The organism is Halocynthiibacter sp., from assembly GCF_049608145.1.
Classification (GTDB): Bacteria; Pseudomonadota; Alphaproteobacteria; order Rhodobacterales; family Rhodobacteraceae; genus Halocynthiibacter.
The window spans coordinates 1-7,392 of sequence record NZ_JBMYXF010000083.1 but is presented as its reverse complement, the minus strand read 5'-3'; the positions used below and the strand labels follow the sequence as shown (position 1 = coordinate 7,392).

Below are 7,392 nucleotides of genomic sequence, written 5' to 3'. Positions count from 1 at the left end.
AGTGGTGGATCAGATCCGGAACTGGATCTCTGCGGCCCAAGGCCATCGTCAGAGCGTCGCAGTAAAGCTCAGCCTACATGTGATCTTCCATCCCCCAACCAACGATTTCCCGCGTGGCCGTGCCTTTCACGCCGGCCAGATAGAGCCAGCCTTCATCCGTATCGATATAGGTGATATCGGCCAACCAAACGGCATTGGGAGTGAGGCAGTGGAATTCCTGTTCCAACAGGTTTGGCGATGGGCTCATCTTGTGATTCCTATCCGTTGTCAGGAACTTGCGGCGCTTGTTAAGGCGTGGGGAAACCTTGTTTTCCTTCATTATTTTGGTACCCCCGCTTGTCTGACGTCAGCACCCATGGGACAGGTTTGAGGATTTGAATAAGGGAGGATTTCTAGTTCCTCTTATCGATTAGGAGATCGAGATGACGAAGAAACCTCAGACTGTCCGTCGTCATATAAAATGGGACATCAGAGCTGCTTGAGTATTGGAGGCTCTGGCTCGATTGCGTGATTGATTAATCGTCTGGCCTAACGGACGGGAAATCCTCTGCTCTTAGACCATCAATATGGATTTTGGGGATTGCGCTCAATACAGTCAGAAGTGGAACAAGGTTTCTACCTGATTGTCCCGCAAATGGGCGTTGTGGGAGCGCATCATTCTCTACTTGACCAGGGCAAGCTCCAAGGAAAACAATGTCTCGGTAACGATCTCCTTGGCGAAAATCGACGGTCGTGTTGCGCATTCCTGAGCTCCTTTGATTGGTGTGCACTCATGGTGCGACTCGAATACTAACAAGAACCGCAAATTTCCACCAATGATCCCAAGCAGTTAACACCAGAATCTAACACTTGAAGCACCATAAGCACGGCAAGAAGCGTTGCTAGGTCAGTGTGCTAACCTTGTGCTAGGTGCACGGCGCGGCGTTCATAACGTACTGTGCTAACTGATGTTTTTGAGACTGTGCTAGCAGTGTGCTAGGGTAAAACTGCGCTAATCGCATAGGGGGCAAAAACGGCAAATTATTTAAACTATTGTTTTTGTTGATTTAAGTGGTGCCCGGGGGCGGAATCGAACCACCGACACGAGGATTTTCAATCCACTGCTCTACCCCTGAGCTACCCGGGCAATCTGCTGTATCAAGCAGATAACTATTGAGGCTTAATAACCTAAAGTTTGGGAGTGTCAACACCTCAGGGGAAAGGTTTGTGCTGTTTTGTTGAGGCACCTTCTTATCATACCTAAATTGCAATTGGTAGGAGGATACAAAGCATTGCCAAGTTATTTTCGCGTGGCTGAATACAGCCTGACCCAAATCTGTCAGGTGGCCATTTCGCGAGCATATTCGGCCCAGAGGCTGAAAGGGCACTGTTGCAAATAATGTTTAGGGCTAAATACATTGTCCGTCTGCCGTCTTTCAAGCGGTCCATCCCTCAATTTCGGCACGGTGAAGATCAAAGGCATCCGACAGCATGTCAGGACCCAAGCCAGACGCACGCTCGATCAGCCGGACTTCACCCTTGTTGCCCGGCTGGATCTGGAACGTCTTAGCGTGACCCTTTTCAGCTCCCGAATAAACTCAAATCCCTCCATTGTGGCATAAACTGTTTTGCGCGACTTGAAGTCTAGCGTGGGCTTGATCAGTCGCTTCAGCTTGCTGTGATCGGCTTCAATTACGTTGTTGAGATACTTGACTTGGCGGTGTTCGGTATCCGTCGGACACTTACCCTTAACCTTGATATAGATCTCATCCACTTGCCAACTGCCGTTCCAAGATAGGCGCCGCCAATGCCAGTGCTTCCCCATTTCTGGAGGGTAATGCTGAGTGCAACGATAAATGGTGGAGTGATCGACATTCTCACCGCGATCTTCAAGCATCTCTTCCAAATCGCAATAGCTAATCCTATAGTGGCAACACCATCGAACAGCCTAAAGAACTACTTCACCGCGACAATGTCGCAATTTGGAAACAGTGTTCACTGAAATATCCCTAAGTTTGCATCAACATCCCGCAAGACATATTATTTGAAACAGAGCCGCAAGAAGCACCCACAGCATAAAATTTGTCCATATCTGCTGCGGAATACCATGATTAACCATCCCAACCAGTCCCCCTCTCGGACATGTAAACATGCCCTCCGGGCAAAGGGTGCGCAGATATCACCTACATTCCGGTGCGCCGTGGCTTTTTAAATCTGGCCGCCATGATGGATTGGGCGACCAGAAAGGTGCTGAGCTGGCGGTTGTCGAACAGCATGGATGCAGATTTTGCGTGGAAGCCTTGAAGGAGGCTTTGGCAAAATACGGCAAGCCGGGAACCTTCAACACAGATCAGGGCAGCCGGTTCACCAGCTGTGCGTGGATTGACGTGCTGGCCGATGCGAAGGTCAAGATCAGTATGGGTGGAAAAGGCGCATGGCGTGACAATCGAATGATCGAACGGCTTCGGTGATCGCTAGAATACGAGTGAGTCTATCCGCAAGTCAGTGATATCGGATCGCAAGCTCGGGTTGGAATTGGAAAATGGATGTCCTATTACAACTCTGAGCGCTCCCACTCCACCCACGGGACATTGCCCCCAGATGAGGCTCATGAAAGAAAGCTGAATCAATGAAATTGGCAGCTTAAATGAAACGTTGATTCATCTAAAATTGGCTGCAAATTGGTCTAAGTTCTAGGACCACCTCTAACCAACCAGACTCACTCATAGCCCGAGGTAAATTGATCTCAGCCGAAGCAAAGAACCTTATGAGCTATTGTACAGCCAGCCATACCACATTTTATCATCGATATCACGTCGTTTGGGCCACGAAATACCGTTGCAAGGTTTTACAAGGGGCGATGAGGGAGCGGTTGCGCGATGTCATTCGCCAAACCTGTGCGGAACTTGATGTGCAAATTATCAAAGGAGTTTTGGCCCGCGATCACGTTCATATGTTCATAAACGTGCCGCCGAAACTGGCGCTCTCGACGGCGATGCAAAGGGTCAAAGGGCGTTCCTCGCGGCGGGTCCAGCTGGAATTCCCAGATCTGCGGAAAAGATACTGGGGGCAGCGGTTTTGGGCACGTGGCTATTTTTCGACAACCTCAGGAAACGTCGCTGACGATATCATACTTCAGTATCTGGAATTACATTCCAAACGCGATGCTACCGGCATTAACCAGTAGTCGTTTACTCCTTCGAGAAGGCATTTCTCCATTTTCCACGGCTTGTAACCGGCACATAATTTCCTGATGCAAAAGAGTTATGTCGCGAGATTAGTGCTTTCTGGTGTGATAAGTCTTTGCGTTAAGAAAAAATCACTTTAACTCCGTAAAAGTACAAAAAGCGACTTGCACACAATGGAGAATTTCCTTAAGTCAGCATTTGCGCCCCTATAGCTCAGCTGGTAGAGCAACTGATTTGTAATCAGTAGGTCCGCGGTTCGAGTCCGTGTGGGGGCACCACTATATTCACGCAATAGATTGATTTATAATGGAAATCTAGGGATTGCAAAAACTCCTATCCCCCTAAATATCCCCCTTAGGCCAGTTGCTACCCGCTTCACTCAGACGGTTGTGCTTTCCGAAATCATGGAAAGCACACGAATCGTAGCGGCGGTCAATGCAATACAAACCGCCACGCTCATATTCATCAAACCAGCCATCAATCAATATCCAGCTTTGGCAGACCTTCGACAATATCCAAGGTGCGCAAGCTTACTGTGATCACCCGTTGGAATAGCTCCATTGGGTATTTTGCATCACCTACGGTTTCATTGGCGTAGTCGTTGGCGTCATTCACAATGCCGCTGGCCTTATCGGTTTTCACGCATTGGCGTTCCATCACCCAATCAAGCGCGGGTTTGCCGTTCACAACGTAACCATAGGCGCGTTCCGGGATATTGGTCATGGTGATACGCGGGTTATAGATCACCGTGGTTTTGTCTTTATTTTTGCCTTTACCGCCAAATTTCATTTTCTCGACACGGTAGAAGGCTTTGGCATTGCTTTGCGCATCGGGGATCAGGTCATGACTGCCCTCAGAGAACGTCACCATATAGGGTTCAACGCTTTCATAGTTCACATGCAGATCGCCCAGCGCCCTGCCCGCTTTTGAGAAGGCCCAGAAATCAGCGGCGGTTTTGACCGGTGGAATGCGGGGCAGTGCTTTCATCAGGTTGTTTTTGAACCGTTCCCGGTATTCGGGCGAATGCAGAAGGCCATAGATGTAATAGAACAGATCTTCTTTGCTGATCTCTTCCCCCGGATAAGCCGCTTTGAAATGCGCAAGCCCGGCATCCGAGATGCCATCTTTGCGGGTGAGGCCCGTTTCGCCCGTATCAAACAACCCGCCATCGGACGAGGATTCTTCGTAGAGATTGATGGGGAAACACTGAGTATCACCATTAAAATGTAGATCAGGAACCTGATTAGACATCAAAGCAATCTGCCCGTTCCCTTGCCAGCCGGGGTCTACCGATAACGATAGATTTGGCGTTAGGTTGGTGGGGAAAATCAATGGCAACTGCGAAACGCGTTGCACAAAGACAGAGTCAAAATACAGCCATTGCTTGTGAAATGGGCGGTAAACGCTCATTTTCGCAAAGCTCTCACTGAAAATGCCTAGAACACCTCGCTCTGCTTTGGGGAGTGTTCCACTATGCCACTTAATCTTATGAGTATCCCTAGTAACAAATTTAGCAATTGGAACGACTTTATCTGACTCATTGAACTTGGTCGATTCTTGATTGTAAACACCAACCATTCTCTGCATTGTATCGTATAAGTTCTTTTTAGAAGAATTATACAGCCATGCATCGCTATTTGTTTTTGCTCCATTGGAGTAATTGACAAAAACTGTCTTAGCCAATTTATCCTTCTTATCCCCAAGCGGTAAAAACTTTTCAAAGCTTTTATCCACCTGATCCAACCAATCGTTATTTTCATCTGGTGTGATGGCTTTCCAACCGTCTTTGGCCGTGATGCCATCAATGGATTTGAAGCCTCGCACGATGCCCAGCTTATCTTGCTGGTTCAGATAGTCGCCAATGTCATGGAAATAGATTTGACCTTGGGTTGCAGCATCCGGGTTGCGCACCAGAACAGTGATGGCAATCGGGGTTCGCGTCCCTTCCCCAAAGACATTGCCCTTTTCTTTGCGCCGCTGTTCACCCGATGTTCGCGCATTGCCCCGTAAGTGAAACACATAAAGGTTGGAAAACTCATCCACCAAACATTTGCGCAGACCATCGGTGGCATTGCCATCCACCCAGCCAGCGTTTGATACATAGGCAACAACACCACGGTCATTGCCTGTTTCGGTGATCCGATCCGTGGCCCAGCGAATGGCGCGGATATAGCTATCATACAGCGCGTTTTTATTGGTCGCTGTGGAATGCGCTGCATAGGTATCGCGGATTTTGGTATCTAGGTTTGGATAAGCAACATTTGCCGCATTGTCATTCGCGCTGCTTTGCCCTGCTGAATACGGCGGGTTGCCGATGATAACGCGAATGTCGCGCTCTTTCTGTGCCGTGCGACGTTCTGAGTTATCCGGCAAAAGATCGGCAATCATATCCTTGTCTTGTTCATACAATTGGAACGTATCCGTCAACACGATGCCATCAAAGGGCGCATAGGGCACAGGGGCGTCATTGCCTGCCTTTGTCGCACTCTCTTGCGCCATATCGTGGTACACGGCCTCGATATTGATTGCGGCGATGTAATAGGCCAGCAAGACGATCTCGTTCGCGTGGATCTCGTGTTTATACTTATGTTCCAACTCATCTGGCGCGATCAGGCCGGATTGCAACAGGCGGGTGATAAAGGTGCCCGTGCCGGTGAAGGGGTCAAGGATATGCACGCCCTTGCTGCCCAGTGTTTGATTGAACTCAGATTTCAGCACGTCATTCACGGAATGAATGATAAAATCCACCACTTCAACCGGGGTGTAGACGATGCCCAGCTTTTGGGTCATGGCCGGGAAAGCGGTGCGGAAAAACTTGTCATACAGTTCCACCACCAGCGTTTGTCGCCCTTGTGCGGTCTTGATTCCTTCAGCACGGCGTTTCACACTGGCATAGAATTTCTCAAGGCTTTCCGCCTCTTTACCGATGTTATGGTGATGCAAGCGATCCAGCACGATTTCCATTGCACGGGAAACGGGGTTGTTTTTGGTGAACTCATTGTCTTTGAACAGCGTATCAAACACCGGTTTTGTGATGAGGTGCTGGGCCAGCATTTCTATTGCATCGGATTCAGAGATTTCCGGGTTCAGGTCATCGCGGATTTCATCAAGGAAGGCTGTGAAAGCATCACGTTCCGCGCCATCCTTGGCGATAATGGTTTGGATGCGCGTGATGTGGGTTTCCGCGATCTTGGCAATATCTTTCGCCCAAGTATCCCAATATTCACGGGTGCCGCATTTTTTAACAATCTGGGCGCGGATGGCTTGGGTCAATTCATCAAAGACAAAACCGATTTGTTCAGGTGCTGGCCCCTCAATAACCATATCACCCTCGCCAGCATCACCAGAGCCGCCGCCCACATCACTGCCTTTGGCCGCTTTGGTCTTGTTCACGTCAATGTCATCCACAACGGCTGTGGTGGCTTCCATCTCACGGGTGATGCCAACAATTTGCACTTTGTCAGATACATCTTCGCCTATACCGATTTGATTGATCATCCCGTCAAAGCGTTCGTCATGGGCACGCAAGGCATTTAGGATCTGCCAAACCACCTGATAGCGCTCATTGTCATTCAAAGCGTCTTCAGGGGCCACACCAGCGGGCACAGCGACGGGCAAGATGACATAGCCCATGTCTTTGCCTTCAGCGCGGCGCATAACGCGCCCAACCGATTGCACAACGTCGATCTGGCTTTTGCGGGGGTGCATGAAGATAATGCTATCCAATGCGGGCACATCAACGCCTTCAGACAGGCAACGCGCATTTGTCAGGATACGGCAGGTTTCATCATCGGTTTCGGCTTTGAGCCAATCTAGGCAATCCTCCCGCTGCTTTGCATTAAATGTCCCGTCAACATGCCGGGTTTCAATGCCCAGCGCTGGGCTTGCGTCTTTGTCGTCTTCACTTAACCGGTATTCATCAACAACCTCTGCAAACTCATCTGTGATCATCTTAGACACGGCGATATTTTTACAGAAGGCCAAGGCCCGATGCATCGGCTTAGGGTTTTCAGCCTCGCTCCCAATCAGGTTGTGTTTTGTCAGGGCCTTGTAACAACCGATGATTTTAGTTGCGTCGTCCAGCTTCATTTCACTTGATTCAGCCAAGCGATTTTGAACACCTGCACTGATCAAACCTTCATCCACCGCCAGAACAATAACTTTGTAATCCGTAAGCAGGTTGTTTTCGACCGCCCAAGCAAACCCCTTGTGATAGAGAACCTTG

Annotated in this window: 6 protein-coding genes, 2 tRNA genes and 1 pseudogene; 5 read left to right on the top strand and 4 right to left on the bottom strand. The window is 49.3% G+C overall.

Features of this window, described 5'->3' with window-relative positions; genetic code table 11:
- Nucleotides 1-73: 73 nt before the first annotated feature.
- The 3 genes and pseudogenes from ACPGUT_RS15455 to ACPGUT_RS15445 all read right to left on the bottom strand — a co-directional run bounded on the left by ACPGUT_RS15455 (nucleotide 74) and on the right by ACPGUT_RS15445 (nucleotide 1,960).
- Complete coding sequence (locus ACPGUT_RS15455) at nucleotides 74-247, bottom strand: hypothetical protein (RefSeq protein ID WP_423992907.1); 174 nt, start codon at nucleotides 245-247, stop codon at nucleotides 74-76.
- 804 nt (nucleotides 248-1,051) lie between these two features.
- Nucleotides 1,052-1,126 (bottom strand) — tRNA-Phe (locus ACPGUT_RS15450).
- Between the two features lie 289 nt (nucleotides 1,127-1,415).
- Nucleotides 1,416-1,960 (bottom strand): annotated as a pseudogene (locus tag ACPGUT_RS15445) (DDE-type integrase/transposase/recombinase).
- Nucleotides 1,961-2,172: 212 nt separating this feature from the next.
- Between ACPGUT_RS15445 and ACPGUT_RS15440 the strand changes: the two are divergent.
- The 5 genes from ACPGUT_RS15440 (at nucleotide 2,173) to ACPGUT_RS15420 (ending at nucleotide 3,445) form a co-directional block, all read left to right on the top strand.
- Nucleotides 2,173-2,283 (top strand): hypothetical protein, encoded by a 111-nt coding sequence (locus ACPGUT_RS15440; protein WP_423992905.1) that lies wholly within the window; start codon nucleotides 2,173-2,175, stop codon nucleotides 2,281-2,283.
- Nucleotides 2,271-2,450: a hypothetical protein gene (locus ACPGUT_RS15435; protein WP_423992903.1), complete on the top strand. Its 180-nt coding sequence runs from the start codon at nucleotides 2,271-2,273 to the stop codon at nucleotides 2,448-2,450. Before ACPGUT_RS15440 ends, ACPGUT_RS15435 begins: the two co-directional genes overlap by 13 nt.
- A gap of 39 nt (nucleotides 2,451-2,489) precedes the next feature.
- Complete coding sequence (locus ACPGUT_RS15430) at nucleotides 2,490-2,612, top strand: integrase core domain-containing protein (RefSeq protein ID WP_423992911.1); 123 nt, start codon at nucleotides 2,490-2,492, stop codon at nucleotides 2,610-2,612.
- Nucleotides 2,613-2,746: 134 nt separating this feature from the next.
- On the top strand, nucleotides 2,747-3,166 hold the full coding sequence (gene tnpA / locus ACPGUT_RS15425) for an IS200/IS605 family transposase (protein ID WP_423992909.1): 420 nt from the start codon (nucleotides 2,747-2,749) through the stop codon (nucleotides 3,164-3,166).
- 203 nt (nucleotides 3,167-3,369) lie between these two features.
- Nucleotides 3,370-3,445: transfer RNA gene (locus ACPGUT_RS15420), tRNA-Thr, on the top strand.
- 199 nt (nucleotides 3,446-3,644) lie between these two features.
- Here the strand turns inward: ACPGUT_RS15420 and ACPGUT_RS15415 are convergent.
- Nucleotides 3,645-7,392, bottom strand: a 3,748-nt coding sequence (locus ACPGUT_RS15415) for a type ISP restriction/modification enzyme (RefSeq protein WP_423992901.1), incomplete at its 5' end; no start/stop codon positions are given.